Source organism: Streptomyces sp. NPDC096193 (genome assembly GCF_040302905.1).
GTDB lineage: Bacteria > Actinomycetota > Actinomycetes > Streptomycetales > Streptomycetaceae > Streptomyces.
This window is the reverse complement of sequence record NZ_JBEOSJ010000003.1, coordinates 232,864-259,559: the sequence shown is the minus strand read 5'-3', so window position 1 is coordinate 259,559 and position 26,696 is coordinate 232,864. Positions and strand designations below refer to the sequence as shown.

Sequence of the window (26,696 nt, the reverse complement as noted above, 5' to 3'; positions counted from 1 at the left end):
AGGCGCCAGGTGTTTATCGGGTACCTCGCGGGCTTCACCGCCCCCGAGGGCAGGACGACATCGGGCTCGTCGCCCTCTCCTCGAAGCACGTTCTCGTCGCCTGGAGGTTCGAGGACGCCCAGCCTCGGTCAGCGATCGCGTCCTCACGCCCATCCCGCTGCGAGACCGGAACGACAGGCCCTAGCCGTCCGTGAGCGTCGCCGGGCCCGTCCCGCAGTGCCGCCCGCAGGCTTCCCACACGGTCATGCACCCCCGCGGGCAACGGTGCGGCGAGGCCGTCCCCGCCCGTGCACGTGCGGCACAGGCCTCCCGGTAGTGACTCCGGTTCGCCCGGGGCTCCGCAGTCCGTGCATTCCAGGATCATGCGAGGGGCCGGGGGTTCCGGGGGGAGCTTGGTCAGCAGGCGGGCGCGGACGAAGCCGTACGGGTGGGAGATCTGGGCCGGGAGGCCCGCCGTCAGGGCCGAGAGCAGGTGGCCCTCCGTCGCGCCGCGCTCGAACCAGGCGCCCGCCGCGGCCTCCAGTGCCGCGCACTCCGACGCCGAGAGCATCAGCCGCGCCTCGATACGGCCGAGGCGCGCCAGGACGTCGTAGCCGGCCGTCCTCGCCAGTGCGGCCGGGATCGTCGAGGTGCCGAGCTCGCCGGACGCGAAGTGTGCCCACCAGGCGTCGTCGCGCGGCGTGCGGGACCAGTACGAGCGCCAGACCCAGATGTTCGTGCCCGACGCGCTCGTGACGCTCTGGCGGACGCGGCGGTAGTGGCCCGCCGCGGAGAGGCTGTTCAGGATGGTCGCCACCGCGCACTGGCCGTAGCCCGGCAGGTGTTTGGCGAGCGTCTTCACCGAGATGTCCGCGCCCTCGGGCTGCCGGTCGACGTAGTCCGCGACCGCCGCTTCACGCCTGGGCAGATGTGCGAAGTCGTCCGCTCAGCGAGGACGTTGGGAGGGCGCGAGTCGTTTGCCGTAGCCCGGATTGGCCATCGGATGGGCGGCCGGGCGCGGGGCAGGATTAAACTGCTGAACAGCCATGAGATCGGCTCCACGATCTTGTAGGTCAGACCCCTGTGTGGTGTTGGTAGCACCGCATGGGGGTCGTTCTGTCTGCCTTCGGGGCGCACGCTACACGGCAAGGGCAGTGCGTCGCGACTCGATCACAAAAAGTCATCTCTCCTGGTGCGCGGCCGAGTTGGGGTGGGTGGGCGGGAACAATCCCCCCACCCAGTCCCTATTGAGGGAGCTCGAATCCCGAGCCCCGAAGCTCAAGCCCCGACGTGCCCGAAGTGCATCGATGTGCGCGACGAACCGGGACCGGGGCGCAGGGAGTTGCCGTGCGTCGGGGAGACCGGACGTGAGCTTCGAGTCCCGGCAAGCACCCCCGGAAGGCCCCCGGCCGCACCCCGCTCCTCGGCGATCAGCAGAACCCCCGAAGCCGGTCACGACCCGCAGCCTGAGGCCCGTTCCAGCAGCAGGTCCCTCTCCCGTTCGTTGCGGGTCAGCGACGCCGCCCGCTCGAACTCCGTACGCGCCTCGGCGCGCCGCCCCAGCCGTTCCAGCAGGTCGCCCCGCACGCTCGGCAGCAAGTGGTAGTCCTTCAGGGCCGGTTCCCCGGCGAGGGTGTCCACCAGGGCCAGGCCCGCCGCCGGGCCCTCTGCCATCGAGATCGCGACCGCGCGGTTCAACTCGACCACCGGGGAAGGGATGAGCGCGGCCAGACGGCCGTAGAGGGAGGCGATCGTCCGCCAGTCGGTGTCCTCGTAGCGGACGGCCTGGGCGTGGCAGCCCGCGATGGCCGCCTGGAGGGCGTACGGGCCGGTGCCCGCCCGTTGCAGGGCGTCCATGCCGCGTCCGATCAGCATCCTGTTCCACTTGGCGCGGTTCTGGTCCGCGAGCAGCACCGGCTCGCCGTCGGGGCCCGTGCGGGCGGCGATGCGGGAGGCCTGGAACTCCAGCAGTGCCGTCAGGCCGTGCACCTCCGGCTCCCGGGGCATCAGGCCGGTGAGGACGCGGGCGAGGCGCAGGGCGTCCTCGCACAGGGCCGGGCGCAGCCAGTCGTCGCCGGCGGTGGCCGAATAACCCTCGTTGAAAATGAGGTAGACGACCTCCAGCACGGAGTCCAGACGCTCGGCGCGCTCGCCGGGGCCCGGTACCTCGAAGGGGACGCCGGCCTTCGCGAGCGACCGCTTCGCGCGGACGATGCGCTGCGCGACCGTCGGCTCCGGGGCGAGGTAGGCGCGGGCGATCTCCTCGGTCGTCAGTCCGCCGAGCAGCCGCAGGGTCAGTGCGATCCGCGCCTCGGTGGAGAGCACCGGGTGGCACGCGGTGAAGATCAGCCGCAGCAGATCGTCGTCGATGTCGTCCACGTCCGACGGCTCGGGCGGCGGCACGTCCTCCAGGGTCCGCCCGACCTCCGCCAGCTTGCGCGCGTACGTCTCCCTGCGGCGTACGAGATCGATCGCGCGGTGCTTGGCGGTGGCCATGAGCCAGGCGCCGGGTCTGTCCGGCACGCCCGACTCCGGCCACTGCTCCAGCGCGGCGACCAGGGCGTCCTGCGCGAGTTCCTCGGCTATGCCGACGTCCCGCACGATGCGGGCGACACCGGCGATGATCCGCGCGGACTCGATCCTGAACACCGCTTCGACCGTTTCGGTCGCGCTTGCTGCCGTCACGGCCACCCATCAGAACAGCCGTGCCGGGGCGGGGCAAGCGCGACCGCCCGGCTCTCACTCCTCGATCTGGCGGACCTCGGCGGTGACGTTCCATTCGGCCGGGTGGATCTCCAGGAAGCGCTTGGCCCATTCCAGAGCCTCGGCCTTGTCCTTGGCCTGGATGATGGAGTAGCCGCCGATGACTTCCTTGGTCTCGGTGAACGGCCCGTCGGTGTAGCTGATCTTTCCGGTGGACCAGTGGACCCGGGTGCCGTCGGCGGTCGGGGTGAGCCCGGCGGTGTCGAGCATGACCCCTGCCTTGGTGATCTCCTCGAACAGCGCGCCCATGCGCTCGTCGAACTCGGGGCCGGCGGCCTCCCTGGGAAGGTTCTGCTCCTCGATACGGATCATGGTCAGGAAGCGCGGCATGGTGACTCCTCGGTCGGGCGGGCGGGGGACTTCCCTGCCTCTCACCCCTGCGTCGAACGGGAGGCCGCCGGATCGACAGCTCCCGGAGAATTCTTCTGAGAATCTTCCCGGGCTGCCATCGGAACGGCCCCGGCCCCGCAGGAGGAGGCCGCCGCGGGCCGCCTCCCGAGACCCCGGTGCCGGCTACGGCACCGCCTCGAACCGCCACCGGTGCACCGGACGCGTCACCAGCTCCCCGTCCGGCTCCGGCAGTTCCGGCAGCTCCGCGTCGAGGTCCGGGGCCTCCCACCAGGTGATGATCAGGACGCGGTCGTCGGGTGCGCGGAAGAACTCACGGCGTACGGGCTCCCGCGGCAGTTCCTGCGCCCTGGCCCAGGCGAGCAGCTCCGGACCCCGGCCCTGGACCGCCCGGGCCTCCCACATCAGCACGACGGTCGTCATGAGTACAGGTTGTCCTTGCTGACCTCGTGCACATGGTCGTGGGAGTGGTCGTGCGCGTGCGCGGCGCCCGGGACGTGCGGGTCCGTCACCGGGAGCGAGGAGTCCGCGGACAGTTCCCAGTCGGACGCCGGCCTGTTCCGTGTCACCATCTCCGCGCCGAGCGCGGCGACCATCGCGCCGTTGTCCGTGCACAGCTTCGGTCGCGGCACCCGCAGTCGGATACCGGCCTTCTCACAGCGCTCCTGAGCCAGCGCGCGCAGCCGGGAGTTGGCGGCCACGCCGCCGCCGATCATCAGGTGGTCGACACCCTCGTCGAGACAGGCGCGAACCGCCTTGCGGGTCAGTACGTCGACGACCGCCTCCTGGAAGGACGCGGCCACATCGCGCACCGGCACCTCCTCACCCGAGGCCCGCTTCGCCTCGATCCAGCGGGCGACGGAGGTCTTCAGCCCGGAGAAGGAGAAGTCGTACGCCGGGTCGCGCGAGCCGGACAGGCCGCGCGGGAACGCGATCGCCGCCGGGTCGCCCTCCTTGGCGAGCCGGTCGATCACCGGACCGCCCGGGAAGCCGAGGTCGAGCACGCGCGCGATCTTGTCGAAGGCCTCGCCGGCGGCGTCGTCGATCGTCGCGCCGAGGGGCCGTACGTCGCTGGTGATGTCCGGCGCGAGCAGCAGCGAGGAGTGGCCGCCGGAGACCAGCAGCGCCATCGTCGGCTCGGGCAGCCGGCCGTGCTCCAGCTGGTCGACGCAGATGTGCGAGGCGAGGTGGTTCACCCCGTACAGAGGCTTGCCGAGGGCGTACGCGTACGCCTTGGCCGCCGACACACCCACCAGCAGGGCGCCGGCGAGGCCCGGGCCCGCGGTCACCGCGATGCCGTCGAGGTCGCGCGCCGAGACGCCGGCCTCCTGGAGCGCACGCTCGATGGTCGGCACCATCGCTTCCAGGTGCGCGCGCGAGGCGATCTCGGGCACCACTCCGCCGAAGCGGGCGTGCGTGTCCACACTGGAGGCGACGGCGTCGGCGAGCAGCGTCGTGCCGCGGACGATGCCCACGCCGGTCTCGTCGCAGGAGGTCTCGATACCGAGTACGAGCGGTTCGTCAGCCATCAGTTAAGTCTCTGTTCCTTGTACGGGGAGCCGCATGACGAGGGCGTCGACATTGGCCGGCTGGTAGTAGCCGCGCCGGAGTCCGATGGGCTCGAAGCCGAAGCGCGCATACAGCTTCTGGGCCCTGGTGTTGTCCACGCGCACTTCGAGGAGCACCTCGTCGCACTCGAAGGCGGTGGCGTGCTGGAGCAGATCGGTGAGCAGCCGGGCGCCCAGTCCCGTGCCCCACTGGTCACGGGCGACGGCGATGGTCTGGACGTCCGCGAGACCGCCGGCGGCCGCCAGGCCCGCGTAGCCGACGATTTTTCCGTCCGCCTCGGCGACCACATAGCGGCGCGTCGCGCGCGGTCCGCGGGAGTGCGCGAGCTCGGACCAGAACATCCCGGTCGACCAGGCGTCCTCAGGGAACAGGGCGTGTTCGAGGTCGAGCACGGGCCCGATGTCCCACCAGCGCATCTCACGCAGCGCGGCCGGGGAGGCGCTCACTTGGGCGTGACCACCTTGTAGTTCTTCGGCACCTGGGCGTCCGGCCTGCGCAGATACAGCGGCAGCGGGGGCAGGAACTCCTCGCCCGCGGCCAGCTTCTCGGCGGCCAGCGACGCCAGGGCCGCGGCCGACACATGCTCGGGGGCACGGGTGTCGGGGAAGGTCTCCGGGTAGAGCAGTCCGCCGGCGCCGACGGCGGGCAGTCCGGCCACCTGGTCGGCGATATCGGCGGGCCGGTCGACCGCGGGTTCCGCGATCCGCTCGCGCGGGGAGGCGTAGCGGGCCCAGTAGACCTCCTTGCGCCGGGCGTCCGTGGCGACGACGAACGGTCCTTCCAGACCGGAGGCGTACGCGAGGCCGTCCAGCGTGCAGAGGCCGTGGACCGGCACACCGAGCGCGGAGCCGAAGGTCGTGGCCGTCACCAGGCCGACCCGCAGGCCGGTGTAGGGGCCGGGCCCGACACCGGCCACCACGGCGGTGACGGCGTCGAGTTTCACCCCCGCCTCGGCGAGGACGCGGTCGACGGCGGGCAGCAGCAGTTCGCCGTGCCGTCGGGCGTCGACGCTGCTGGAGGCGGCGACGACGGAGGTGCCGTCGTGGAGGGCGGCGGTGACGGCGGGCGTGGCGGTATCAACGGCGAGCAGGAGCACGCAAACAGCCTACGGCTCCCGCGCCGGGGGCATGGAGCGCCGTCGGCGCCGGCGCCTGCTGCTACCGTCACCCCCACCAGGACTTGGGGGCACTTCCCGGCCGGCGCGGCCGAGGGAGAGAGAGGCGGACACGGTGGCACGGAGCAGCTCGGGTCTTGTGGCCGGGCTCACGGCGGCGGCTCTGGCGGCCGTATGTTTCCTCGCCTATCAGGCGCAGGCGAGCGCCCCCGACTCACTGGGCACGTCCCGGACACCGAGTGCGGCCCCCTCGGCGAAGGTTCCCGAGCAGAAGCCGGAGAATCCCCACGCACTGCCCCCCGATTCGGGAGCCGGCCCCCGTGTCGTGTACTCCCTCAGCGACCGGCGGGTCTGGCTGGTGAGCGGGAAGAACAAGGTCACACGGACATTCGCGGTCATGCCGTCGACGGTGAGCCCGGCGCCGGGCTCGTACACGGTGACCTCACGCTCCGGGCAGGTGCCCGGTTCGGACGGGGTGCCGATCGAGCATGTGGTGCGGTTCGCCAGCGTGGACGAGGTGGCGATCGGCTTCAGCGCCGCGACGAACGGCGAGATGACGAGCCCCGACCCGGAGAAGAAGACCGGCGGCGTGCGCATGCGGCGGGCGGACGGGAACGCGATGTGGACGTTCGCGACGATCGGCTCGAAGGTCGTCGTTCTCCCGTAGGGACGACTCCCACGGGGCACGGCGGACCATCCCTGCCAGTGCCCGTCGCCCATCGGAACGCGCTCGGAAAAACCGCTCGTACGAATGACGGGCCGTGACCGAATCGGACGAGTCGCGGCCCCTGCTTCTGGGCGCACGGCCTACGCGGCGTCGCGGCGGGGCTCGTCCTCGGTCGCGGGCTGTTCGTCCTTGGGCGGTGTGGACACCGCGCTGGCCGCCGCACACGAGGCCAGCAGATCGCGCATCGACACGAGGGACGGTGACGGCGGCGCGGACTGCGCCGGCTGCCGCTGTGGCTGGTGCTCGCGTTCGGACGCCGGCATGGATGCCTCCTGGGTCTCCGGGGGCAGGCGGTTAGGTAGACCTAACCAGATCTCCGTACCATGTGACCACGCGCGGTGCGACCTGCGCAACATCTTCCCGACGGAATGTCGGAACATCGTCTGTCCGGACCGGACGCGCGCGAGCGTCGGACCGCGGGGACCCCCGGGGCGGATGTCATCCCTCACGGCGCAACGGGTCCGTGACGCACGGCGGGAGCGCGTTCCGTGAGGGGCTCACGCGCGGGTCCGCGCGGCTCACCGGCGCGGGTTCCGCCAGGCCCGGTCGCCCCGTGGGGCGAGGCTACTTCGGTCCGTACCGCCGGTCCGCGAAACGCGTCGCTCAGCTCCGCGAGACTGTCCCGGGTTCGCGACGCGCCTCTTTCCGATCCCCGCCGCATCAGATCCCCGCGGCTTCAGGTCTCCGCCGCCGCCAGGTCCACACCCGACCACCGGCCACCGAAGCCGGTCAGCGTGACATCGCGACGGTCGTCGTCCGTGTCGCCCACGACCCGGTGGATGACCACATGCAGGCGGTCGTCGGAGAGGTCCTCGACCTTGCCGTCGCCCCACTCCACGACCACAACCGACTCGGGCAGCGAGACGTCCAGGTCCAGGTCCTCCATCTCGTCCAGTCCCCCGCCGAGGCGGTACGCGTCGACGTGGACCAGTGCGGGTCCGCCGGTGAGCGAGGGGTGGACGCGGGCGATGACGAAGGTCGGGGAGGTGACGGCGCCGCGGACCCCGAGGCCTTCGCCGAGGCCCCGGGTGAGCGTCGTCTTGCCGGCGCCGAGCTCACCGGTGAGCATCACCAGGTCGCCGGGGCGCAGCAGTTTCGCGAGCCGGCGCCCCACGTCCTGCATCTGCTCGGGGGATTCGACGGCGAGACGGGCGACGGCCTCAGCCGCCGGGCTGTGCGGTGCTTCCATACGGGCCAACGTTAGCCGCTGCCGGTACGGCTCCGACGCGCGCCAGCAGGTCCGCCAGCCGGTCCGTGACGACCTCCGGGTGCTCCAGCATCACCAGGTGTCCGCCGTCCGGCACGATCACCAGCTCGGAGTCCGGGAGCAGGTCCGCGATGGCCTCGCTGTGGGTGCTCGGGGTCACCAGGTCCTTGTCACCCGCGAGGACGAGCACCGGCACCTCGAGGAAGATGGGCAGCGCCTCCGCCTTGTCGTGCTCGACGAAGGCCGGGTAGAACTCCGCGACCACGTCGATGGGGGTCGACTCGATCATCCGCTCGGCGAACCGTGCGACCGCCGGGTCAACGTCCTTGGACGAGAACGAGTAGCGCTTGATCAGACCGGCGAAGAGGTCGGCGGTGGCGCGCCGGCCGCGCTCGACCAGCTCGGCCTGCGAGCCGAGGGCCTTCAGGACGCCGGGGAGCACCCGGCGTACCGCGTTGACGCCCGCGACCGGGAGGCCGTAGTTCACCTCGCCGAGCCGCCCGCACGAGGTGCCGACGAAGGCGACGCCGACGACACGCTCGCGCACGATCTCGGGGAACTGGTCGGCCATCGCCATCACGGTCATGCCGCCCATGGAGTGCCCGACGAGCACGAGCGGACCCTCGGGCGCCGCCGCGTCGATGACGGCCTTCAGGTCACGGCCCAGCTGGTCGATGGAGACCGGCACACCGTCCGGGCCCGACTGGGAGGCGCCCCGGCTGGAGCGGCCGTGGCTGCGCTGGTCCCAGTGGACGGTGCGCACCAGCCCGCGCAGGGCCGCGCGCTGGAAGTGCCAGGAGTCCTGGCTGAGGCAATAGCCGTGGCTGAAGACGACCGTGACCGGCGCGGGCGCCTTGCGACCGAACAGCCGGCGGCGGCGCGGGCCCGCCGCGTCCGGGTCGACGTCGTCCACCTCGTAGTACAGCTCGCTGCCGTCGTCGGCGGGCGCCTTGCCGGGCAGTCCGCGCAGCGCGCCGTACGGGCCCGCCGCGTCCAGCGCGAGCCGGGCCTTCTTGCGCATGCCGCGGCCCACCGTCAGCCGCTCCAGTGCGACGCCGGCCGCGGCGCCCGCGGCGATCACGCCTATCGCGGCGCCGGCGAGGCCCGCCCGGCGCCAGCTGTCCGTCGCGGCGGACTGAACGGCCGTAGCCGCCACCGCCACGGCGTCCCCCGTGCTGGTCTCGCTCACCGTGCCGCTCCTACTCGTCGGAATCCTCGTTCAGATGGACGCGCGGAACCCTCGTTCCGATGCGGGTGACGATTTCGTAGGCGATGGTCCCTGCCGCCTCCGCCCAGTCCTCGGCGGTCGGCTCGCCCCGGTCACCCGGCCCGAACAAGAGTGCCTGCGCGCCTTCGTGGATCTTCTGCCCGCCGAGGTCCACCACGAACTGGTCCATGGCGACCCGCCCCGCGATCGTGTGCCGTTCACCGCCGACGAGCAGCGGGCCCCGGCCGGACGCGTGGCGCGGGATGCCGTCCGCGTAGCCGAGGGGGACGAGCCCGAGCGTCGTCTCGCGCTGTGTCACGTAGTGGTGCCCGTAACTGACGCCGTGTCCGGCCGGAACCTGCTTGACCAGCGCGACGGAGGCGGCGAGCGTCATGACCGGCCGCAGGCCGAGTTCTTCGTGCGTGCCGAGTTCGGGGCTCGGCGAGATGCCGTACATCGCGATGCCGGTACGGACCAGGTCGAAGTGCGACTCCGGAAGGGTCAGCGTGGCCGGGGAGTTGGCCAGGTGCCGGACCTCGGGCTCGACGCCCTCCTTCTCGGCGTACGCCACCATCTCGCGGAACACGTCCAACTGCGCGGCGATCGAGGGGTGACCGGGCTCGTCGGCGCACGCGAAGTGGGACCACAGACCGGTCACCTTCACGGTGCCCTCGGCCTCGGCGTCGAGCGCGGCGGCGACCAGTTCGGGCCAGTCGGCCGGCTGGCAGCCGTTGCGGCCCAGGCCGGTGTCGGCCTTGAGCTGGATCCTCGCCGGGCGTCCCGCCTCCCGGGCGGCGGCCGTGACCTCGGTGAGCGCCCACAGGCCGCTCACCGCCATGTCGAGATCGGCCTCGATGCCCTCGCGCCACGGGTCGCCGGGGGTCCACAGCCAGCACAGCACGCGCCCCTCGATGCCTGCCGCGCGCAGCGCCAGCGCCTCCTGGGGGGTGGCGGTGCCGAGCCAGCTCGCCCCGGCCGCCTGGGCCGCTCTGGCGCAGGGCACCATGCCGTGTCCGTAGGCGTCCGACTTCACCACGGCCATGAGGGCAGCGTGGGGCGCGCGGGCGCGCAGGGCGCGGACGTTGGCGCGCAGGGCTGCGAGATCGATCTCGGCGCGGGCGCGCGGCGGCGGTGTCTGGCTCATCGCGCCCAGTGTCTCAGAGGGCGGCCTGATCCTTGCCGGGGCTCTCCTGCCGGGGCGCGGCCCGCGATCCCGTGCCCCGCACGGGCGCGAGGCCTCCGTCGGCCGGTCCGCGCCCCCGCACGTGCTGTGCCCGTGTCACGGGCAGCCGCAGGGGCCCTCCTCGTCAGTGGAAGACGTCGCGCCACGCCGACGGGAGCGCCGACGCCACGTCGTACGACGTGATCGGCGTGCCCTCCGCCACCGCGTGCCGCGCCGCCAGTCCGTGCAGATACGCCGCCGCCGACCCCGCGTCGCGCGCCTCCAGGCCCGCCGCCAGCAGGGAACCGGCGAGGCCGGAGAGCACATCGCCACTGCCCGCCGTCGCCAGCCACGGGGTGCCCATCGGGTTGACCCGGACAGGCGTACGGCTGCCGTCCGGCGCGGCGACCAGCGTGGTCGAGCCCTTGAGGAGCGCCGTAGCGCCGTAGCGGGCGGCCAGTTCGCGGACGGAGGCCAGCCGCGAGGACTCCACCTCCTCGCGCGGTACGCCGAGCAGCGCCGCCGCCTCGCCCGCGTGCGGGGTCAGCAGGGTGGGCGCGTCCCGGTCGCGTACGGCCGCGGCGTCCAGCAGCCGCAGTCCGTCCGCGTCGACCAGCACCGGGACGTCCGAGGCGAGGACGTCGTGGACGGCCTCCTCGTCGTCGCCGAGACCCGGGCCGACGACCCAGGCCTGTACCCGGCCCGCCTTCGCCGGCGGCCCGGCGTGGACCAGCGTCTCGGGGAACCGGGCGATCACCGCTTCGGCCGCGTGGCCCACGTACCGCACGGCCCCCGCCCCGCCGCGCAGCGCGCCCGCCACGGCCAGCACCGCCGCGCCGGGGTAGCGGGCGGAGCCCGCGACGACGCCGACGACGCCTCGCCGGTACTTGTCGCTCTCCGCCGCCGGTTCGGGCAGCAGACGGGCCACGTCCGCGTGCTGGAGCGCCTCCAGGTCCGGCACGGACGGCAGATGCGCCTCCAAGCCGATGCCGACGAGCCGTACCGTGCCGGCGTACTCACGGGCGGGGTCGATCAGCAGCCCCGGCTTGTATGTGCCGAACGTCACCGTCGCGTCCGCCCGCAGGACCTCTCCGCGCACCTCGCCGCTGTCCGCCTCGACGCCGCTCGGCAGGTCGACGGCGACGACGACGGCGTCCGAGCCGCGGGCCGCGCGGGCCACCGGTACGGCGTCCGGCCGCAGGCCTCCCTTGCCGCCGATGCCGGTGATGCCGTCCAGCACGAGGTCGGCGACGGCCAGCACCTCGAAGGGGTCGTCCGTGATGCGTCCGCCCGCGGCCGTGAAGGCGGTGAGCCCGCCCTGATGCGTCCGGTCCGGGGCGAGGAGCACGGCAAAGACGCCCGCGCCGCGGCGGGCGAGCCGGGCACCGGCGTACAGGGCGTCGCCGCCGTTGTCCCCGCTGCCCACGAGCACGACGACGCGCGCTCCGTACACCCGGCCGAGCAGATCGGCACAGGCGGCGGCCAGTCCGGCAGCCGCTCGCTGCATGAGGGCGCCCTCCGGGAGCCGGGCCATCAGCTCGGTCTCGGCGTTCCTGACGGTCTCGACGCTGTACGCAGTACGCATGCCCCCGAGTCTGCCCCACCGGGTGCCTGCCCGCGCGGGATCCAAGTGCGCCGGACGGGGGCGCACTTGCCCGTACGGAGCCCGCGGGCGCAGGCCCACGGTCAGCCCTCCGCGATCACCACGGCCGAGGCCACGCCCGCGTCATGACTGAGCGAGACGTGCCAGGACCGCACCCCGAGCTCCTCGGCCCGCGCGGCGACCGTGCCGCGCACCCGCAGCCGGGGCCTGCCGTTGTCCTCGACGTACACCTCGGCGTCCGTCCAGTACAGACCCGCGGGCGCGCCGAGCGCCTTGGCGAGCGCCTCCTTCGCGGCGAACCGGGCCGCGAGGGAGGCATAGCCGCGCTGCTCCCCGCTGGGCAGCAGCAACTCGCTCTCCACGAAGAGCCGTCCGGCCATTCCGGGGGTGCGCCGCATCGACGCGGTGAACCGGTCGATCTCGGCGACGTCGATCCCCACCCCGATGATCATTCGACGGTGACCGACTTGGCGAGGTTGCGGGGCTGGTCGACCTCGTTGCCGCGGGCCGTCGCCAGCTCACAGGCGAAGACCTGCAACGGCACGGTCGCCACCATCGGCTGGAGCAGCGTCGGCGTGACCGGGATACGGATGAGGTAGTCCGCGTACGGCACGACCGTCTCGTCCCCCTCCTCCGCGATCACGATCGTCCGCGCCCCGCGCGCCCTGATCTCCTGGATGTTCGAGACGATCTTGTCGTGCAGGACCGAACGGCCGCGCGGCGACGGCACCACGACCACCACCGGCAGATCCTCCTCGATCAGCGCGATCGGCCCGTGCTTGAGCTCGCCGGCGGCGAAGCCCTCCGCGTGCATGTACGCCAGTTCCTTGAGCTTCAGCGCACCCTCCAGGGCCACCGGGTAGCCCACATGGCGGCCGAGGAACAGGACGGTGTTCTTGTCCGCGAGCGAGCGCGCGAGCGCACGGACCGGCTCCATGGTCTCCAGCACCCGGTCGACCTCGCCGGAGATCTTCGCCAAGTCCCGTACGACGGCCCGGATTTCGTCGCCCCACTTGGTGCCCCGCACCTGCCCCAGATACAGCGCGAGCAGATAGCAGGCCACGAGCTGGGTCAGGAACGCCTTCGTGGACGCCACGGCGACCTCGGGTCCGGCGTGCGTGTAGAGCACGGCGTCCGACTCCCGCGGGATGGTCGAGCCGTTGGTGTTGCAGATGGCCAGCACTCGCGCACCCTGCTCCCGCGCGTGCCGCAGCGCCATCAGGGTGTCCATGGTCTCGCCGGACTGGGAGATGGCGATCACCAGCGTGCGCTGGTCCAGGATCGGGTCCCGGTAGCGGAACTCGCTCGCCAGCTCCACCTCGCACGGAATCCGCGTCCAGTGCTCGATGGCGTACTTGGCGATCATGCCCGCGTGGAAGGCGGTGCCGCAGGCCACGATGACGACCTTGTCGGCCTCGCGCAGCACCGACGCCGGGATGCGCACCTCGTCGAGGGTGAGCGAGCCCTCCGCGTTGATCCGCCCCAGCAGGGTGTCGGCGACCGCCTTCGGCTGCTCGGCGATCTCCTTCAGCATGAAGTAGTCGTAGCCGCCCTTCTCGGCGGCCGAGGCGTCCCAGTCCACGTGGTAGGCGCGCACCTCCGCCGGAGCGCCGTCGAAGTCGGTGACGGTCACCCCGTCCCGGCGCAGCTCCACGACCTGGTCCTGGCCGAGCTCCAGCGCCGAGCGGGTGTGGGTGATGAACGCCGCTACGTCCGAGGCGAGGAAGGACTCGCCGTCGCCGACGCCCACCACCAGCGGTGAGTTGCGGCGCGCGCCCACGACCACGTCCGGCTCGTCCGCGTGCACCGCGACCAGGGTGAAGGCACCCTCCAGCCGGCGGCACACCTGGCGCATGGCCTCGGGGAGGTCGCCGCAGGAGGAGAAGTTCTCGGCGAGCAGATGCGCCACCACCTCGGTGTCGGTCTCCGAGGCGAGGTCGTGTCCGCGCTCCGTCAGCTCGGCACGCAGGGCGGCGAAGTTCTCGATGATGCCGTTGTGCACGACGGCGACACGGCCCGCGTTGTCCAGATGGGGGTGCGCGTTGATGTCGGTCGGCCCGCCGTGCGTGGCCCACCGGGTGTGTCCGATACCGGTGGTACCGCTCGGCAGCGGCCGGTCCACCAGCTCCTTCTCCAGATTGACGAGCTTGCCCGCCTTCTTCGCCGCGGCCAGCCCGCCGTCGGAGAGCACGGCGACCCCGGCCGAGTCGTAGCCCCGGTACTCCAGCCGCTTCAGGCCCGCGATGACCACATCAAGCGCCGACTGTCCGCCGACGTAACCCACGATTCCGCACATGTCGGCAGCCTACGGCGGCCGCGCCGCGTGACCGAGCACACCACCCAGAACCCGCCCGCACCCCCGACAATGTGTAGGTGATCTCTTCGCCGCCACGAAGCGCCCACCGCCGGGCCGAACACGCGTCGACGCCCTACGTCGACCTCACCCGCGCGGAATGGAGCGCGCTGCGCGAGAAGACGCCGCTCCCCCTCACGGCCGAGGAGGTCGAGCGGCTGCGAGGGCTGGGCGACGTCATCGACCTGGACGAGGTGCGGGACGTCTATCTGCCGCTGTCGCGACTCCTCAACCTGTACGTCCAGGCCACCGGTGAACTGCGGGGCGCGCTCAACACCTTCCTCGGCGACGCGGGCGGCGGGCACGGCGCGCAGCGCGGCACGCCGTTCGTCATAGGAGTGGCCGGGTCCGTCGCGGTCGGCAAGTCCACCGTCGCCCGACTGCTCCAGGCCCTCCTCGCCCGCTGGCCCGAGCACCCGCGCGTCGAACTGGTCACCACCGACGGCTTCCTGCTGCCGATGAAGGAGCTGGAGTCCCGCGGGCTGATGTCCCGCAAGGGCTTCCCCGAGTCGTACGACCGCCGGGCCCTGACCCGGTTCGTCGCCGACATCAAGGCGGGCAAGGACGAGGTCACGGCCCCCGTCTACTCGCACCTGAAGTACGACATCGTGCCCGGTGAACGCCTGACGGTCCGCCGCCCCGACATCCTGATCGTCGAGGGCCTCAACGTCCTCCAGCCCGCGCTGCCCGGCAAGGACGGCCGCACCCGCGTCGGTCTCGCCGACTACTTCGACTTCTCGGTGTACGTCGACGCCCGCGCCGAGGACATCGAGCACTGGTACCTCAACCGCTTCCGCAAACTGCGCGATACGGCGTTCCAGAACCCCTTCTCGTACTTCCGGAAGTACACCCAGGTCTCCGAGGACGAGGCCTTGGACTACGCCCGGACGATGTGGCGCACCATCAACAAGCCGAACCTGCTGGAGAATGTGGCGCCCACGCGCGGCCGTGCCACCCTGGTGCTCCGCAAGGGTCCCGACCACAAGGTCCAACGTCTGTCCCTGCGCAAGCTCTGAGGAGGCAGCGGGTGCTGCATCTGCGCCTGATCACCCCGACGGACATGACGGAGGAGGCGGTACGGCTCATCGAGGGGACGGTCGGGACGGCCCATCTCGCCGTCCTCCCGGGCGTGGCGCGCGACCCCGCCGGCGACCTGGTGCTGTGCGACGTGGCGCGCGAGGCGGCCGACGAACTGATCGCCGGTCTGCGGGACCTGGGCCTCGACGAGCGCGGTTCGATCACCGTCGAGGCCATCGAGCTGTCGGTGTCGAAGCGGGCCGACAAGGCCGAGAAGGACGCACCGGGCGAAGGCGCGGACGCGGTGCTCTGGGCGCAGATGACCGACGCGACCCACGAGGAGTCGACGCTCTCCATCACCTACCTGGCGTTTCTGACGCTGGCGACGATGCTCGCGGCGTGCGGTGTGGTACTCGACAACGCGATCCTCATCGTGGGCGCGATGGCGGTGGGCCCGGAGTTCGGTCCGCTGGCCGGCTTCTGCACGGCGACGGTGCAGCGTGCCCCGCGGCTGGCAGCGCGGTCGTTCGTGGCGCTGGTCGCGGGCTTCGCGCTCGCCATGCTGATCACGGTCGGCTTCAGCCACTTCATGAGCTGGGTGGACCTCTTCGACGTGGCGAAGGTGAAGGCCGACCGTCCCAACACCAGCTTCGTCTACAACCCCGACTGGTTCTCGTTCGTCGTGGCGGTGCTCGCGGGCGCGGCGGGCATGCTCTCGCTGACGTCGTCGAAGTCGGGTGCGCTGGTGGGCGTGGCGATCTCGGTGACGACCGTCCCGGCGGCGGCGAACGCGGCGGTCGCGTTCAGCTTCCGCCAGTACGAACAGGCCTGGGGCTCGACGGAGCAACTGCTGCTGAACCTGCTGGGCATCGTGCTGGCGGGCACGCTGACGCTGCTGATCCAGAAGGCGCTGTGGTCCCTGCAACGCCGCCGCACGGCAGCCGGGACATCCTGACCACCCGAGGAGCTGCGCCAACGGTCCCGGTCGCACAGGTCGGGTGGCGCGCGAGGTCCGACCCGCACCCCGCGGGGCTTGATTCCGGTGCCTGTGTGCCCGCACCCCAGCCGGGGCGCGGGCACACAGGAACCAGCCGCATCAGCCCAGCGAGGACTTCACCGCGTCCGCGAGCCGACTCGCCACCGACCGCGCCTGCTCGATGTCCGCCGCCTCGACCATCACCCGTACCAGCGGCTCGGTGCCCGACGGACGCAGCAGCACACGGCCCGTGGAGCCCAGCTCCCGCTCCGCCTCCGCCACCGCGCTCGCCAGCTCCGCCGACGTCTTCACCCGCGACTTGTCGACGTCCGGCACATTGATCAGGATCTGCGGCAGCCGCTCCATGACCGCGGCGAGGTCGGCGAGCGAGCGGCCGGTCGCGGCGACCCGCGCGGCCAGCATCAGGCCGGTGAGCGTGCCGTCACCGGTCGTCGCGTGGTCGAGCACGATGACGTGCCCGGACTGCTCGCCGCCGAGCGCGTATCCGTGCTCCTTCATCGACTCCAGGACGTACCGGTCGCCGACAGCCGTCTGCACGAGCTGAAGGCCCTCGCGCTCCATCGCCAGCTTGAAGCCGAGGTTGGACATGACGGTCGCGACGACCGTGTTCCCGCGCAGGGTGCCTGCCTCGCGCATCGCCAGGGCCAGCACCGCGAGGATCTGGTCGCCGTCGACCTCGTTGCCGGACGCGTCCACCGCGAGGCAGCGGTCCGCGTCGCCGTCGTGCGCGATGCCGAACGCCGCGCCGTGCTCGACGACCGCGGCCTTCAGCGGGTCCAGGTGCGTGGAGCCGCACCCGTCGTTGATGTTGAGCCCGTCGGGCTCCGCGCCGATCGTGACGACCTCCGCGCCGGCCCGCGCGAACGCCTCGGGCGACACCCATGCCGCAGCACCGTGCGCCTCGTCGAGGACGACCTTCAGCCCGTCGAGCCGGTTCGGCAGGACGGCGATGAGGTGCGCGACGTACCGGTCGAAGCCCTCGTCGTAGTCGGTGACCCGGCCGACGCCCCCGCCGGTCGGCCGCTCCCACGGCTCACCGGTCCGGTGCTGTTCGTACACCGTCTCGATACGGTCCTCCAGCTCGTCGGCCAGCTTGTGGCCGCCGCGCGCGAAGAACTTGATGCCGTTGTCCGGCATGGCGTTGTGCGAGGCGGAGAGCATCACGCCGAGGTCCGCACCGAGCGAACCGGTGAGGTACGCCACGGCCGGCGTCGGCAGCACCCCGACGCGCACGACGTTGACGCCCGCACTCGCGAGGCCCGCCACGACGGCGGCCTCCAGAAACTCTCCTGACGCACGCGGATCCCGCCCGACCACCGCGGTCGGCCGATGTCCCTCAAAGGTCCCCGCCTCAGCGAGCACATGCGCCGCCGCGACCGACAGACCGAGCGCGAGCTCCGCCGTCAGGTCCGCATTGGCGACACCGCGCACGCCGTCCGTGCCGAAGAGTCGTCCCACAGCTGTCCTCCGAAAATGCTCCGAAAAATGCAGGCCTTCGAGCGCCTGTTGCCCGTTATACGCCCGAGGTCGTGGAAAGACGTACGCCCCGGCAGCACTGAGTGCTGCCGGGGCGTACGTACAAGCAGGCCGAGCAGGCGATTAGCGCTTGCTGTACTGCGGGGCCTTACGGGCCTTCTTGAGACCGGCCTTCTTGCGCTCGACCGCACGGTCGTCGCGGCTCAGGAAGCCGGCCTTCTTCAGCGCGGCGCGGTTGTTGTCCACGTCGGCCTCGTTGAGCGCACGGGCCACACCGAGGCGCAGGGCGCCGGCCTGGCCGGAGACGCCGCCACCCGAGATGCGGGCGATGACGTCGTAGCGGTCGTCGAGCTCGAGCACCTTGAAGGGCTCGTTGACTTCCTGCTGGTGCACCTTGTTGGGGAAGTAGTCCTCAAGGGTGCGACCGTTGATCTTCCACTTGCCGGAGCCCGGGACGATCCGGACGCGGGCGATGGCGTTCTTGCGACGGCCCAGACCCGCAGCGGGCTGCGGGTCGCCGAAGCGGGACGCGAGGGACTCGGAGGTGTACTCGCCCTCGACGGGCGTCTCCGACTCGAAGGTGGTGACCTCGGCGTAGGTCTCTTCGCCCTCGACGGGGGTTTCTGCGGTGGTCTCGGCCACGATTCTCCTCAGATCTTTCTTTACGTCTTAGGTGGTGGCCGGAACTACTGCGCGACCTGGGTGATCTCGAACGGGACCGGCTGCTGAGCAGCGTGCGGGTGGTTCTCGCCCGCGTAGATCTTCAGCTTCGAGAGCATCTGACGACCCAGGGTGTTCTTCGGGATCATGCCCTTGATGGCCTTCTCCACGGCCTTCTCGGGGCTCTTGGCCAGCAGCTCGTCGTAGCGGACGGAGCGCAGACCACCCGGGTACCCGGAGTGGCGGTAGGCCATCTTCTGGGTCTTCTTGTTGCCGGAGAGGTGAACCTTCTCGGCGTTGATGATGATGACGAAGTCGCCCATGTCCATGTGGGGGGCGTAGATCGGCTTGTGCTTGCCTCGCAGGAGGTTCGCTGCCGTAGTCGCCAGACGGCCCAGGACGATGTCCTGCGCGTCGATGATGTGCCACTGGCGAGTGACATCGCCGGGCTTGGGGCTGTACGTACGCACGGTCGTAGCCTTCGCTTCTTCGGTGGATGGGGTTCCAGACACACGAATCCTCTGAAGCGATCATGCAGCTGGGGCTCACAATGCCGGGGACGAAGCCCGTATGCGAGCCACTGGTAACTGCTCCAGGGAACCTACGTAAGGGCCCTTCGTGTGAGAACGACGAAGCCAATACGCATAACAATCGACGAGACTACCCGCGCAGCCCTGTATGGGTCAAAACGCGCCCCGCCCTACCGCGCCCGCTCGACCCGCCGCTCGTCCCACACCGGCTCCGCCGTCTCCCGGACCACGCCGTCCGAGCCGAAGACCAGATACCGGTCGAAGGACTTCGCGAACCAGCGGTCGTGCGTAACGGCGAGCACGGTGCCCTCGTAGACCTCCAGGCCGTCCTGGAGCGCCTCCGCCGACTCCAGGTCGAGGTTGTCCGTGGGCTCGTCGAGGAGCAGCGCCGTGGTGCCCTCCAACTCCAGGAGGAGGATCTGGAACCGGGCCTGCTGGCCGCCGGAGAGCTTGTCGAAGGTCTGGTCGCCCTGGCGCTCCAGCTCGTACCGCCGCAGCACCGACATCGCGCCGCCGCGGTCCTTGGCATGCTCCGTCCACAGGATGTCGACCAGTGTGCGCCCGAGGAGCTCGGGGTGCGCGTGCGTCTGGGCGAAATGCCCCGGCACCACCCGCGCGCCGAGCTTCCACTCGCCCTTGTGCGCCACGGACGTGTCGCCGGCGAGCAGCCGCAGGAAGTGGGACTTGCCCGAGCCGTTCGAGCCGAGGACGGCCACCCGCTCGCCGTAGAAGACCTCCAGGTCGAAGGGTTTCATCAGGCCGGTGAGTTCGAGGCCCTTGCAGGTGAGAGCGCGCACGCCGGTGCGCCCGCCGCGCAGCCGCATCCGGATCTCCTGCTCGCGCGGCGGCTCCGGCGGCGGTCCCGCCTCCTCGAACTTCTTGAACCGGGTCTGCATCGCCCGGTACCGCGACGCCATGTCGGGGCTGATCGCCGCCTGCTGCCGCAGCCGCAGCACCAGCGCCTTCAGCCGGGCGTGCTCCTCGTCCCAGCGCCGCTTCAGCTCCTCGAAGCGCGCGAACCGCTCCTTGCGGGCGTCGTGGTAGGTCCCGAAGCCGCCGCCGTGCACCCACACGTCCGAGCCCGCCGGGCTCGGTTCCACACTGACGATCTTCTCCGCGGCACGCGACAGCAGTTCCCGGTCGTGCGAGACGAACAGAACGGTCTTGCGGGTCTCCTTGAGCCGCTCCTCCAGCCAGCGCTTGCCGGGCACGTCGAGGTAGTTGTCCGGCTCGTCGAGCAGCAGCACCTCCTCCGGGCCCCGCAGCAGCGCCTCCAGCGCCAACCGCTTCTGCTCACCGCCGGAGAGCGTCCGCAGCTCGCGGAACTGCGCCTTCTCGTACGGGACGCCCAGCGCGGCCGTGGTGCACATGTCCCAGAGGGTCTCTGCCTCGTACCCGCGTGCCTCCGCCCAGTCGCTCAGCGCCTGCGCGTACCGCATCTGCGCGTCCTCGTCGTCGACGGTCATGATCAGGTGCTCGGCCTCGTCGACCGCCTTCGCCGCCTCGCGGATCCGCGGCTGCGCGAGCGAGACGAGCAGATCCCGGACGGTGCGTTCGTCACGTACCGAGCCGATGAACTGACGCATCACGCCCAGTCCGCCACTGACCGTCACCGTGCCGCCGTGCGCCTGGAGCTCTCCCGCGATCAGCCTCAGCAACGTCGTCTTGCCCGCGCCATTGGCTCCGACCAGCGCGACCACCGCGCCTTCACCGACTCTGAACGACGCGTCCGCGAGCAGTACCCGCCCGTCCGGCAGGTAGTACTCGAGATGTGCGGCCTCTAGATGTCCCATGCCCCGATTCTGCGGGCGGCGGCCCTGTGCACCCAACAGGTTTAGGATGCGCGGCATGAGCTTTGGGCAGGGGGGACCTCAGTGGGGGTCCGGTGCACAGAACCAGGATCCGTACAACTCCCGTCAGGGAGCGTCGGATCCGTTCGATCCCTTCGGCGCGCGTTCGTCCCGTACGGGAGACACTCCGGACTGGGCCGCGCTCGCCGACGCCTCCGCGACCCGCGCCCGCCGCAGGCGATGGCTGCTGATCGGCGGCGGGGCGCTCGCGACGGCCGCGATCGCGGGAATCGTGGCGACGGCGATCGTCTCCTCGGACGACGGCAACAACACGGCGTCCGACAACTCGACCGGTCAGCTGCCCGGGGCTCCGGCACTGCCCAGTGACTCCACGCGGCCCGAGCCGTCGTTCTCCTCGGTCGCGCCGCTGCCGCCACCGAACCCGAAGGACTTCATCTCCAGCGAGAAGAAGGACACGGCGGCGCTGAGCACCGAGACCCTCTTCCCGGGCAAGAAGCTGACCATGGGCGACCGGGTCTACGCCAAGGGCGCGACCGCCCGCACGGGCACCTGCTCGTCGGCCACCCAGGGCGCTCTGGGCGGGGTCCTCGAAAAGAACGGCTGCGACCAGGTCTTCCGCGCCACCTACAGCAAGGACGGCATCGCGGTCACCGTCGGTGTCGCGGTCTTCGGGCTGGAGGCCGAGGCGAAGAAGGCCGTCGCCCAGGCGAGCGGCAATGTCGCCCCTCTGCCGGGCGCCGGTGTGCCGACCTTCTGCAAGGGTGGCCCGGTGTGCCGTTTCACGGCCAACTCCTACGGCCGTTACGCCTACTTCACCGCGACCGGCTACACCAAGGCCAAGTCGGTCACGAAGGGCGACACCAAGGCGTTCCAGACCGGCGACGACCTGGCGGAGTTCACCTTCCGCCAGATCGTGCGCCGGGGCGAGGCCCAGGCCTCAGCAGCAGCCACCGCCCCCGCCGGCTGATCCGGGCAGCGTCCGCCGGTTGCGGGCCTCCAGATTGCGGGCGGCGAGCAACGCGTCGGCGGGGTAGCCCACTTCCTCCAGCGTGAGGCCGTGCGGGCGTACGACGTGGACGGCCGAATCCCGTACGCCCGCGGCCAGCACCTTCGCCGGCCACTCCACCGGCCGGTGCCCGTCGCCCACGAACAGCAGCGCGCCCACCAGTGAACGCACCATGTTGTGGCAGAAGGCGTCGGCCTTGACGGTCGCCGTGATGACGCCGGATGCGTCCCGCTCCCAGTCGAGCCGCTGGAGCGTGCGGATGGTCGTGGCGCCCTCACGTTTCTTGCAGTAGGCGGCGAAGTCGTGCTCCCCCACCAGCCGTTCGGCCGCGGCGTTCATCGCGTCGACGTCCAACGGCCAGTCGTGCCACAGCACATGACCGCGCAGCAGCGGGTCGACCCCGCCGGGATGGTCGGTCACCCGGTACGCATAACGCCGCCAGACGGCCGAGAACCGGGCGTTGAACCCCTCGGGGGCCTCCTCCGCCCGCCAGACCCGCACATCGCGCGAGAGCCGCCCCGCGAGCCGCTTCAGCAGCTTCTCCCGGTGCTCGGCCCACACGTCCTCGGGCAGATCGACGTGCGCCACCTGTCCGCGGGCGTGCACACCGGCGTCGGTGCGCCCGGCGACGGTCAGCTCGTACGTCCGGGAGGAGCGTGTCACCGTGCGCAGCGCGTCCTCGATCTCCCCCTGGACCGTGCGCCGGCCGCCGGCCTGCTTGGCCCAGCCGGAGAAGTCCTTGCCGTCGTAACTGAGATCCAGTCTCAGCCGTACGTGTCCCGGCAGTGCCTCGTCACTCACAAACAGATCCTCTCGCAAGGCGGAACGCGAGAGCGGGCCCGCCCCGAAGGGCGGACCCGCTCACAGCACGGCAGGGCCTCAGGCGTCCTTGGACGCCTCGTCCGCCGGCTTGGCGTCCTCGACGGCCTCGGCCTCGGTGGACGCGTCCTTCTTGAGGGCGTCCTCCTTGACCGCACGCTTGGTCGCGGCCTCGGCCTCGTCGACGGTCGCCTTCTTCGCGATCTCACCCTCGACCAGCTCGATCACGGCCATCGGGGCGTTGTCGCCGCGACGGCCACCGATCTTGGTGATCCGGGTGTAGCCACCCGGGCGCTCGGCGTACCGCGGCGCGATCTCGGTGAAGAGCGCGTGCACGATGCCCTTGTCCGTGATCGTCTGCAGGACCAGGCGACGGTTGTGGATGTCGCCCTTCTTCGCCTTGGTGATCAGACGCTCCGCGACCGGACGAAGGCGACGGGCCTTGGCCTCGGTCGTGGTGATGCGGCCGTGCTCGAACAGCTGCTTCGCGAGGTTCGCGAGGAGCAGACGCTCGTGCGCGGCACTGCCGCCCAGACGGGCGCCCTTGGCGGGCTTCGGCATGGTGTTTCTCCTTGTGTGCTGCACCGGCCGTATCAGGTACCGGTGTCAGTTCCCCCGTGGCGGACGCCGCGGGGAAGGCGTGCGAGAGCCGTCAGGCTCAGTACTGCTCGGTCTCCACGAAGCCCGCGTCCGCGTCGTCGTCGGCGCCGAAGGCGTCGGCGGCGGCGGTCGGGTCGAATCCGGGCGGGCTGTCCTTGAGGGCCAGGCCCATGCCGGCCAGCTTCGCCTTGACCTCGTCGATCGACTTCGCACCGAAGTTGCGGATGTCGAGCAGGTCCGCCTCGGAACGCGCCACGAGCTCACCCACGGAGTGGATGCCCTCGCGCTTGAGGCAGTTGTACGAACGGACCGTGAGCTCGAGCTCCTCGATCGGCAGGGCCAGATCGGCGGCGAGCGCGGCGTCCGTCGGGGACGGGCCCATGTCGATGCCCTCGGCGTCGATGTTGAGCTCGCGCGCCAGACCGAACAGCTCGACCAGGGTCTTACCGGCGGAGGCCATGGCGTCACGGGGACGCATCGCCTGCTTGGTCTCGACGTCGACGATCAGCTTGTCGAAGTCGGTGCGCTGCTCGACACGGGTCGCCTCGACCTTGTACGTGACCTTGAGCACCGGGGAGTAGATGGAGTCGACCGGGATACGGCCGATCTCCTGGCCCACCTGCTTGTTCTGCACGGCGGAGACGTAACCGCGACCGCGCTCGACGGTCAGCTCCATCTCCAGCTTGCCCTTGCCGTTCAGCGTGGCGAGGACCAGGTCGGGGTTGTGCACCTCGACACCGGCCGGCGGGGCGATGTCGGCGGCGGTGACCAGACCCGGGCCCTGCTTGCGCAGGTACATCACGACCGGCTCGTCGTGCTCCGAGGAGACGACCAGCTGCTTGATGTTGAGGATGAGGTCGGTGACGTCCTCCTTGACGCCCGGCACGGTGGTGAACTCGTGCAGGACACCGTCGATACGGATGGACGTGACCGCCGCACCAGGGATCGAGGAGAGGAGCGTACGGCGGAGGGAGTTGCCGAGGGTGTAGCCGAAGCCCGGCTCCAGCGGCTCGATCACGAACCGGGAGCGGTATTCGTCGACGACCTCTTCGGTCAGCGAGGGACGCTGAGCGATCAGCATGTCTGTGATCCTTTTTGTCGTGGACGCCCGCTATTTGACGTCCGACGGGTACTGCGTACTGCAAGGGTACGGGCGGTACGTCTCTTTCGAGGCGTACCGCCCGGCACTCAGGTCAAGCGGTCGCTGAAGGTCAGACGCGACGGCGCTTGGGGGGACGGCAGCCGTTGTGCGGCGTGGGGGTGACGTCCTGGATGGAACCGACCTCGAGGCCCGTGGCCTGGAGGGAACGGATCGCGGTCTCACGGCCGGAGCCGGGACCCTTGACGAAGACGTCGACCTTGCGCATGCCGTGCTCCTGCGCGCGGCGGGCGGCCGACTCGGCGGCCATCTGCGCGGCGAAGGGGGTGGACTTGCGCGAGCCCTTGAAGCCGACGTGGCCGGCGGAGGCCCAGGAGATCACGTTGCCCGAGGGATCCGTGATCGAGACGATCGTGTTGTTGAACGTGCTCTTGATGTGCGCGTGGCCGTGAGCGACGTTCTTCTTTTCCTTGCGGCGCACCTTCTTGGCAGCGCCCTGACGTCCCTTGGGGGGCATCTATTTCTCCTACAGGGAGGTGGTCGGTCCTACAGCGAAGACCGCTGATGAGCGTCCGCTGAGGACTACTTCTTGCCCGGCTTCTTCTTACCGGCGATGGCGCGACGCGGGCCCTTGCGGGTACGGGCGTTCGTGCTGGTGCGCTGACCGTGGACCGGCAGGCCACGACGGTGGCGCAGGCCCTGGTAGCAGCCGATCTCGACCTTGCGGCGGATGTCGGCCTGGATCTCGCGGCGGAGGTCACCCTCGGTGCGGAGGTTGGCGTCCACGTACTCGCGGATCTTGACCAGGTCCTCTTCGGCCAGGTCACGAACGCGGGTGTTCGGGTTCACGTCGGTCGCGGAGAGAATCTCCTTCGACCGGGTGCGCCCGATACCGAAGACGTAGGTGAGTGCGATCTCCACACGCTTTTCGCGCGGGATGTCAACACCGGAAACGCGTGCCATGCAATGGCTCCTGTGTGATCGGGGGTCTTCCGCAGAACCGCTCCCGACCGCCGACCGCCTCGGGTGAAGCAGTGGTACGTCCGGGTCCCCGGCCCCCGCCGGAGGTGCCGCCGACCCCGTGCGGGGCTGGGCGGGTTCTGCGTATGTACGAAATTGCTTGCGTCGCGCGAAGAACTGCGGAGTGCAGGTCGGTCGGCGTGCGTCAGCCCTGGCGCTGCTTGTGGCGCAGGTTGTCGCAGATGACCATGACCCGGCCGTGACGGCGGATCACCTTGCACTTGTCGCAGATCTTCTTGACGCTCGGCTTGACCTTCATGGGATGTGAGGTTCTCCGGGTCAGTGCCTTCACCCCGCGGACGGGGCAACGACAAGATCTACTTGTAGCGGTAGACGATCCGCCCACGCGTCAGGTCGTACGGAGACAGCTCCACGACGACCCGGTCGTCCGGGAGGATACGGATGTAGTGCATCCGCATCTTGCCGGAGATGTGCGCGAGGACCTTGTGACCGTTCTGGAGCTCCACCTTGAACATGGCGTTCGGGAGGGACTCGATCACGGTGCCCTCAATCTCGATGGCACCTTGCTTCTTGGCCACGCTTCGCCCTTCGAATCGGCTACCTTGATCGACTCATGTGACCGCATGCAGACACACGGGTACACCAGAGCCGACGCATCAGTCTACGTCAGGCCATTCGAAAAGACGAATCCGGGAAGTTTGCCCATGGACGTAGATCATTACTCCGGCCACGGCGTCAGGACGACGCCAGGGGGTCCGGCGCCGCGGTGATCCCGAGCTCGGCCAGCTTCGCCCGGCCACCGTCGGGCGCGGTGAGGACCAGCGGCCCTTCCTCCGTGAGCGCCACGGAGTGCTCCCAGTGCGAGGACCAGGTGCCGTCCGTGGTCACGACGGTCCAGTCGTCCGCGAGCACCTCGGTCCGCGGGGTGCCCAGCGAGACCATCGGTTCGATCGCCAGACAGAAACCGGGAACCAGCTTGGGGCCCTTGCCGCGCTTGCGCGCGACATAGTTCAGCAGATGCGGGTCCATGTGCATCTCGGTGCCGATGCCGTGGCCGCCGTAGTCCTCGATGATCCCGTACCGGCCGCCGCCGGGCTTGGGCTGCCGGCGGATGTACGTCTCGATGGCACGGGAGACGTCCACCAGGCGGTTGCCGTTCTTCATCGCGGCGATACCGGCCCACATGGACTCCTCGGTGACCCGCGAGAGCTCCACCAGCTCCGGCGCGTGCCCGCTGCCGACGAAGACGGTGTACGCGGCGTCGCCGTGCCAGCCGTCGATGATCGCGCCGGCGTCGACCGAGATGATGTCGCCGTCCTTGAGGACGGTCTTCTCATCGGGGATGCCGTGGACGACCACCTCGTTGACCGAGGTGCAGATGGTGGCGGGGAACCCGCCGTACCCCAGGAAGTTCGACTTGGCGCCGTGGTCGGCGATCACCTTGCGGGCGACCTCGTCCAGATCCTTCGTCGACGCACCGGGCACGGCGGCCTCACGTGTCGCCGCGTGGATCGCGGCGACGACCAGCCCCGCCTCGCGCATCTTCGCGATCTGCTCAGGGGTCTTGATCTGCACCATGGACTTTGCCTTCCACCTCTGCACGTCGTCGTCACTCTGGCTCAACAGTACGGCCGCGGCGTCCGTCGGACACCGCGGCCACAGGTACTG

General features: G+C 70.7%; 30 protein-coding genes. 4 read left to right on the top strand and 26 right to left on the bottom strand.

The annotated features are described in order from the left end of the window. Positions 1-34: 34 nt before the first annotated feature. The 7 genes from ABTX78_RS06670 to tsaB form a co-directional block, all read right to left on the bottom strand. Complete coding sequence (locus tag ABTX78_RS06670; protein ID WP_352205699.1) at positions 35-841, bottom strand: hypothetical protein; 807 nt, start codon at positions 839-841, stop codon at positions 35-37. 590 nt (positions 842-1,431) lie between these two features. Further along, the gene (locus tag ABTX78_RS06665) at positions 1,432-2,664 is read right to left on the bottom strand and encodes an RNA polymerase sigma factor (RefSeq protein ID WP_352205698.1); all 1,233 of its coding nucleotides are present in this window, start codon (positions 2,662-2,664) and stop codon (positions 1,432-1,434) included. A gap of 54 nt (positions 2,665-2,718) precedes the next feature. Further along, positions 2,719-3,072 (bottom strand): YciI family protein, encoded by a 354-nt coding sequence (locus ABTX78_RS06660; protein ID WP_313944653.1) that lies wholly within the window; start codon positions 3,070-3,072, stop codon positions 2,719-2,721. A gap of 183 nt (positions 3,073-3,255) precedes the next feature. Continuing rightward, a complete protein-coding gene (locus ABTX78_RS06655) occupies positions 3,256-3,513 on the bottom strand; it encodes a hypothetical protein (RefSeq protein ID WP_352205697.1) in 258 nt (85 codons plus the stop codon). Continuing rightward, on the bottom strand, positions 3,510-4,619 hold the full coding sequence (tsaD, locus tag ABTX78_RS06650; protein WP_352205696.1) for a tRNA (adenosine(37)-N6)-threonylcarbamoyltransferase complex transferase subunit TsaD: 1,110 nt from the start codon (positions 4,617-4,619) through the stop codon (positions 3,510-3,512). Before tsaD ends, ABTX78_RS06655 begins: the two co-directional genes overlap by 4 nt. A gap of 3 nt (positions 4,620-4,622) precedes the next feature. Continuing rightward, positions 4,623-5,075, bottom strand: coding sequence for a ribosomal protein S18-alanine N-acetyltransferase (gene rimI / locus ABTX78_RS06645; protein ID WP_383233943.1), 453 nt, complete (start codon positions 5,073-5,075; stop codon positions 4,623-4,625). Between the two features lie 26 nt (positions 5,076-5,101). Continuing rightward, positions 5,102-5,755 (bottom strand): tRNA (adenosine(37)-N6)-threonylcarbamoyltransferase complex dimerization subunit type 1 TsaB, encoded by a 654-nt coding sequence (gene tsaB / locus ABTX78_RS06640; protein WP_352205695.1) that lies wholly within the window; start codon positions 5,753-5,755, stop codon positions 5,102-5,104. 157 nt (positions 5,756-5,912) lie between these two features. Here tsaB and ABTX78_RS06635 point away from each other — a divergent pair, with 157 nt between their 5' ends. Next, positions 5,913-6,440 carry a L,D-transpeptidase gene (locus ABTX78_RS06635; protein WP_352205884.1) on the top strand — a complete coding sequence of 176 codons (528 nt, stop codon included), beginning with the start codon at positions 5,913-5,915 and terminating at the stop codon, positions 6,438-6,440. A 140-nt stretch (positions 6,441-6,580) separates the two neighbouring features. On the opposite strand, the gene ABTX78_RS06630 is transcribed toward ABTX78_RS06635, so the two are convergent. The 7 genes from ABTX78_RS06630 to glmS all read right to left on the bottom strand — a co-directional run bounded on the left by ABTX78_RS06630 (position 6,581) and on the right by glmS (position 13,975). Beyond that, positions 6,581-6,763, bottom strand: a complete 183-nt coding sequence (locus ABTX78_RS06630) for a hypothetical protein (protein WP_352205694.1) — start codon at positions 6,761-6,763, stop codon at positions 6,581-6,583. 413 nt (positions 6,764-7,176) lie between these two features. Next, positions 7,177-7,689: a tRNA (adenosine(37)-N6)-threonylcarbamoyltransferase complex ATPase subunit type 1 TsaE gene (tsaE, locus tag ABTX78_RS06625; RefSeq protein ID WP_352205693.1), complete on the bottom strand. Its 513-nt coding sequence runs from the start codon at positions 7,687-7,689 to the stop codon at positions 7,177-7,179. Then, positions 7,661-8,896, bottom strand: a complete 1,236-nt coding sequence (locus ABTX78_RS06620) for an alpha/beta fold hydrolase (protein WP_352205692.1) — start codon at positions 8,894-8,896, stop codon at positions 7,661-7,663. The genes tsaE and ABTX78_RS06620 overlap by 29 nt, the downstream gene beginning before the upstream one ends. Before the next feature lie 10 nt (positions 8,897-8,906). Continuing rightward, complete coding sequence (alr, locus tag ABTX78_RS06615) at positions 8,907-10,058, bottom strand: alanine racemase (RefSeq protein WP_352205691.1); 1,152 nt, start codon at positions 10,056-10,058, stop codon at positions 8,907-8,909. A gap of 163 nt (positions 10,059-10,221) precedes the next feature. Then, complete coding sequence (locus ABTX78_RS06610; protein WP_352205690.1) at positions 10,222-11,661, bottom strand: NAD(P)H-hydrate dehydratase; 1,440 nt, start codon at positions 11,659-11,661, stop codon at positions 10,222-10,224. A 101-nt stretch (positions 11,662-11,762) separates the two neighbouring features. Further along, a complete protein-coding gene (locus tag ABTX78_RS06605; protein ID WP_313944664.1) occupies positions 11,763-12,131 on the bottom strand; it encodes a holo-ACP synthase in 369 nt (122 codons plus the stop codon). Then, positions 12,128-13,975 (bottom strand): glutamine--fructose-6-phosphate transaminase (isomerizing), encoded by a 1,848-nt coding sequence (gene glmS, locus ABTX78_RS06600; RefSeq protein ID WP_352205689.1) that lies wholly within the window; start codon positions 13,973-13,975, stop codon positions 12,128-12,130. The genes ABTX78_RS06605 and glmS overlap by 4 nt, the downstream gene beginning before the upstream one ends. A 77-nt stretch (positions 13,976-14,052) precedes the next feature. Between glmS and coaA the strand changes: the two genes are divergently transcribed. Both coaA and ABTX78_RS06590 read left to right on the top strand, forming a co-directional pair. Beyond that, complete coding sequence (gene coaA / locus ABTX78_RS06595) at positions 14,053-15,048, top strand: type I pantothenate kinase (protein ID WP_352205688.1); 996 nt, start codon at positions 14,053-14,055, stop codon at positions 15,046-15,048. Between the two features lie 11 nt (positions 15,049-15,059). Beyond that, positions 15,060-16,004 carry a DUF389 domain-containing protein gene (locus tag ABTX78_RS06590; RefSeq protein ID WP_352205687.1) on the top strand — a complete coding sequence of 315 codons (945 nt, stop codon included), beginning with the start codon at positions 15,060-15,062 and terminating at the stop codon, positions 16,002-16,004. A 141-nt stretch (positions 16,005-16,145) separates the two neighbouring features. On the opposite strand, the gene glmM is transcribed toward ABTX78_RS06590, so the two are convergent. The 4 genes from glmM to ABTX78_RS06570 form a co-directional block, all read right to left on the bottom strand. Then, positions 16,146-17,504, bottom strand: a complete 1,359-nt coding sequence (gene glmM / locus ABTX78_RS06585; RefSeq protein ID WP_352205686.1) for a phosphoglucosamine mutase — start codon at positions 17,502-17,504, stop codon at positions 16,146-16,148. A 141-nt stretch (positions 17,505-17,645) separates the two neighbouring features. Continuing rightward, entirely contained in the window at positions 17,646-18,164 is a 519-nt protein-coding gene (gene rpsI, locus ABTX78_RS06580) for a 30S ribosomal protein S9 (protein WP_313944669.1), read from the bottom strand. A 44-nt stretch (positions 18,165-18,208) separates the two neighbouring features. Continuing rightward, positions 18,209-18,652: a 50S ribosomal protein L13 gene (gene rplM, locus ABTX78_RS06575; RefSeq protein WP_266381617.1), complete on the bottom strand. Its 444-nt coding sequence runs from the start codon at positions 18,650-18,652 to the stop codon at positions 18,209-18,211. Positions 18,653-18,882: 230 nt separating this feature from the next. Next, positions 18,883-20,505 carry an ABC-F family ATP-binding cassette domain-containing protein gene (locus ABTX78_RS06570; protein ID WP_352205685.1) on the bottom strand — a complete coding sequence of 541 codons (1,623 nt, stop codon included), beginning with the start codon at positions 20,503-20,505 and terminating at the stop codon, positions 18,883-18,885. Between the two features lie 55 nt (positions 20,506-20,560). On the opposite strand from ABTX78_RS06570, the gene ABTX78_RS06565 reads away from it, so the two are divergent. After that, positions 20,561-21,490 (top strand): hypothetical protein, encoded by a 930-nt coding sequence (locus ABTX78_RS06565; RefSeq protein WP_352205684.1) that lies wholly within the window; start codon positions 20,561-20,563, stop codon positions 21,488-21,490. Here ABTX78_RS06565 and truA read toward each other — a convergent pair. The 8 genes from truA to map form a co-directional block, all read right to left on the bottom strand. After that, positions 21,461-22,330 carry a tRNA pseudouridine(38-40) synthase TruA gene (truA, locus tag ABTX78_RS06560; RefSeq protein ID WP_352205683.1) on the bottom strand — a complete coding sequence of 290 codons (870 nt, stop codon included), beginning with the start codon at positions 22,328-22,330 and terminating at the stop codon, positions 21,461-21,463. The two genes, ABTX78_RS06565 and truA, sit on opposite strands and share 30 nt — an antisense overlap. Positions 22,331-22,408: 78 nt before the next feature. Continuing rightward, positions 22,409-22,909 carry a 50S ribosomal protein L17 gene (gene rplQ, locus ABTX78_RS06555; protein ID WP_352205682.1) on the bottom strand — a complete coding sequence of 167 codons (501 nt, stop codon included), beginning with the start codon at positions 22,907-22,909 and terminating at the stop codon, positions 22,409-22,411. Between the two features lie 97 nt (positions 22,910-23,006). Beyond that, entirely contained in the window at positions 23,007-24,029 is a 1,023-nt protein-coding gene (locus ABTX78_RS06550; RefSeq protein WP_003956430.1) for a DNA-directed RNA polymerase subunit alpha, read from the bottom strand. Positions 24,030-24,159: 130 nt separating this feature from the next. Continuing rightward, a complete protein-coding gene (rpsK, locus tag ABTX78_RS06545; protein ID WP_003956432.1) occupies positions 24,160-24,564 on the bottom strand; it encodes a 30S ribosomal protein S11 in 405 nt (134 codons plus the stop codon). 65 nt (positions 24,565-24,629) lie between these two features. Further along, the gene (gene rpsM, locus ABTX78_RS06540; protein WP_313944675.1) at positions 24,630-25,010 is read right to left on the bottom strand and encodes a 30S ribosomal protein S13; all 381 of its coding nucleotides are present in this window, start codon (positions 25,008-25,010) and stop codon (positions 24,630-24,632) included. A gap of 202 nt (positions 25,011-25,212) precedes the next feature. After that, positions 25,213-25,326: a 50S ribosomal protein L36 gene (gene rpmJ, locus ABTX78_RS06535; RefSeq protein WP_003956441.1), complete on the bottom strand. Its 114-nt coding sequence runs from the start codon at positions 25,324-25,326 to the stop codon at positions 25,213-25,215. A gap of 58 nt (positions 25,327-25,384) precedes the next feature. Then, positions 25,385-25,606, bottom strand: a complete 222-nt coding sequence (infA, locus tag ABTX78_RS06530; protein WP_003956442.1) for a translation initiation factor IF-1 — start codon at positions 25,604-25,606, stop codon at positions 25,385-25,387. 157 nt (positions 25,607-25,763) lie between these two features. Continuing rightward, the gene (map, locus tag ABTX78_RS06525) at positions 25,764-26,606 is read right to left on the bottom strand and encodes a type I methionyl aminopeptidase (RefSeq protein WP_352205681.1); all 843 of its coding nucleotides are present in this window, start codon (positions 26,604-26,606) and stop codon (positions 25,764-25,766) included. Between the last annotated feature and the right edge of the window lie 90 nt (positions 26,607-26,696).

Excerpts from the sequence above, each read along its gene's own strand:
- ABTX78_RS06655 (WP_352205697.1), bottom strand. The coding sequence starts at position 3,513 with ATGACGACCGTCGTGCTGATGTGGGAGGCCCGGGCGGTCCAGGGCCGG.
- ABTX78_RS06660 (WP_313944653.1), bottom strand. The coding sequence starts at position 3,072 with ATGCCGCGCTTCCTGACCATGATCCGTATCGAGGAGCAGAACCTTCCC.
- rimI (WP_383233943.1), bottom strand. The coding sequence starts at position 5,075 with ATGCGCTGGTGGGACATCGGGCCCGTGCTCGACCTCGAACACGCCCTG.
- rpmJ (WP_003956441.1), bottom strand. The coding sequence starts at position 25,326 with ATGAAGGTCAAGCCGAGCGTCAAGAAGATCTGCGACAAGTGCAAGGTG.
- ABTX78_RS06630 (WP_352205694.1), bottom strand. The coding sequence starts at position 6,763 with ATGCCGGCGTCCGAACGCGAGCACCAGCCACAGCGGCAGCCGGCGCAG.
- tsaD (WP_352205696.1), bottom strand. The coding sequence starts at position 4,619 with ATGGCTGACGAACCGCTCGTACTCGGTATCGAGACCTCCTGCGACGAG.
- map (WP_352205681.1), bottom strand. The coding sequence starts at position 26,606 with ATGGTGCAGATCAAGACCCCTGAGCAGATCGCGAAGATGCGCGAGGCG.
- ABTX78_RS06605 (WP_313944664.1), bottom strand. The coding sequence starts at position 12,131 with ATGATCATCGGGGTGGGGATCGACGTCGCCGAGATCGACCGGTTCACC.
- alr (WP_352205691.1), bottom strand. The coding sequence starts at position 10,058 with ATGAGCCAGACACCGCCGCCGCGCGCCCGCGCCGAGATCGATCTCGCA.
- ABTX78_RS06550 (WP_003956430.1), bottom strand. The coding sequence starts at position 24,029 with ATGCTGATCGCTCAGCGTCCCTCGCTGACCGAAGAGGTCGTCGACGAA.
- ABTX78_RS06570 (WP_352205685.1), bottom strand. The coding sequence starts at position 20,505 with ATGGGACATCTAGAGGCCGCACATCTCGAGTACTACCTGCCGGACGGG.
- rpsK (WP_003956432.1), bottom strand. The coding sequence starts at position 24,564 with ATGCCCCCCAAGGGACGTCAGGGCGCTGCCAAGAAGGTGCGCCGCAAG.
- glmS (WP_352205689.1), bottom strand. The coding sequence starts at position 13,975 with ATGTGCGGAATCGTGGGTTACGTCGGCGGACAGTCGGCGCTTGATGTG.
- rplQ (WP_352205682.1), bottom strand. The coding sequence starts at position 22,909 with ATGCCGAAGCCCGCCAAGGGCGCCCGTCTGGGCGGCAGTGCCGCGCAC.
- tsaE (WP_352205693.1), bottom strand. The coding sequence starts at position 7,689 with ATGGAAGCACCGCACAGCCCGGCGGCTGAGGCCGTCGCCCGTCTCGCC.
- ABTX78_RS06610 (WP_352205690.1), bottom strand. The coding sequence starts at position 11,661 with ATGCGTACTGCGTACAGCGTCGAGACCGTCAGGAACGCCGAGACCGAG.
- rpsM (WP_313944675.1), bottom strand. The coding sequence starts at position 25,010 with ATGGCACGCGTTTCCGGTGTTGACATCCCGCGCGAAAAGCGTGTGGAG.
- ABTX78_RS06565 (WP_352205684.1), top strand. The coding sequence starts at position 20,561 with ATGAGCTTTGGGCAGGGGGGACCTCAGTGGGGGTCCGGTGCACAGAAC.